Origin of the sequence: Vibrio qingdaonensis, assembly GCF_026191675.1 — a bacterium.
Classification (GTDB): Bacteria; Pseudomonadota; Gammaproteobacteria; order Enterobacterales; family Vibrionaceae; genus Vibrio; species Vibrio qingdaonensis.
Window position 1 is genome coordinate 1 of the sequence record NZ_JAKRRY010000175.1, and the last position, 361, is coordinate 361.

Genomic DNA, 361 nt, shown 5'->3' on the forward strand with positions numbered 1-361 from the left:
CCCCGCCATACGTGCACCGATAATGGCAGAAAGGCCGATACCACCAAGACCAAATACCGCAACCGTATCGCCTTGCTGTACTTTAGCCGTGTTTAGCACAGCACCCATACCCGTTGTGACACCACAGCCAAGTAGACAGACTTCTTCAAGAGGTGCTTCTTTAGCGACTTTCGCTAATGAAATTTCTGGAAGTACTGTGTATTCAGAGAATGTAGAACAACCCATGTAATGGAAGATTGTTTCGCCATTAATAGAGAAGCGGCTTGTGCCGTCTGGCATTAGGCCTTGACCTTGCGTTTCACGCACCGCTTGGCATAAGTTTGTTTTGCCAGAAGTACAGAACTTGCATTCGCCACATTCA

The 361-nt window shown here is 47.6% G+C and carries 1 pseudogene; it reads right to left on the reverse strand.

Going from position 1 to position 361, the window contains the following annotated elements:
- Nucleotides 1–361: pseudogene (locus MD535_RS25895) on the reverse strand (S-(hydroxymethyl)glutathione dehydrogenase); the annotation flags it as partial.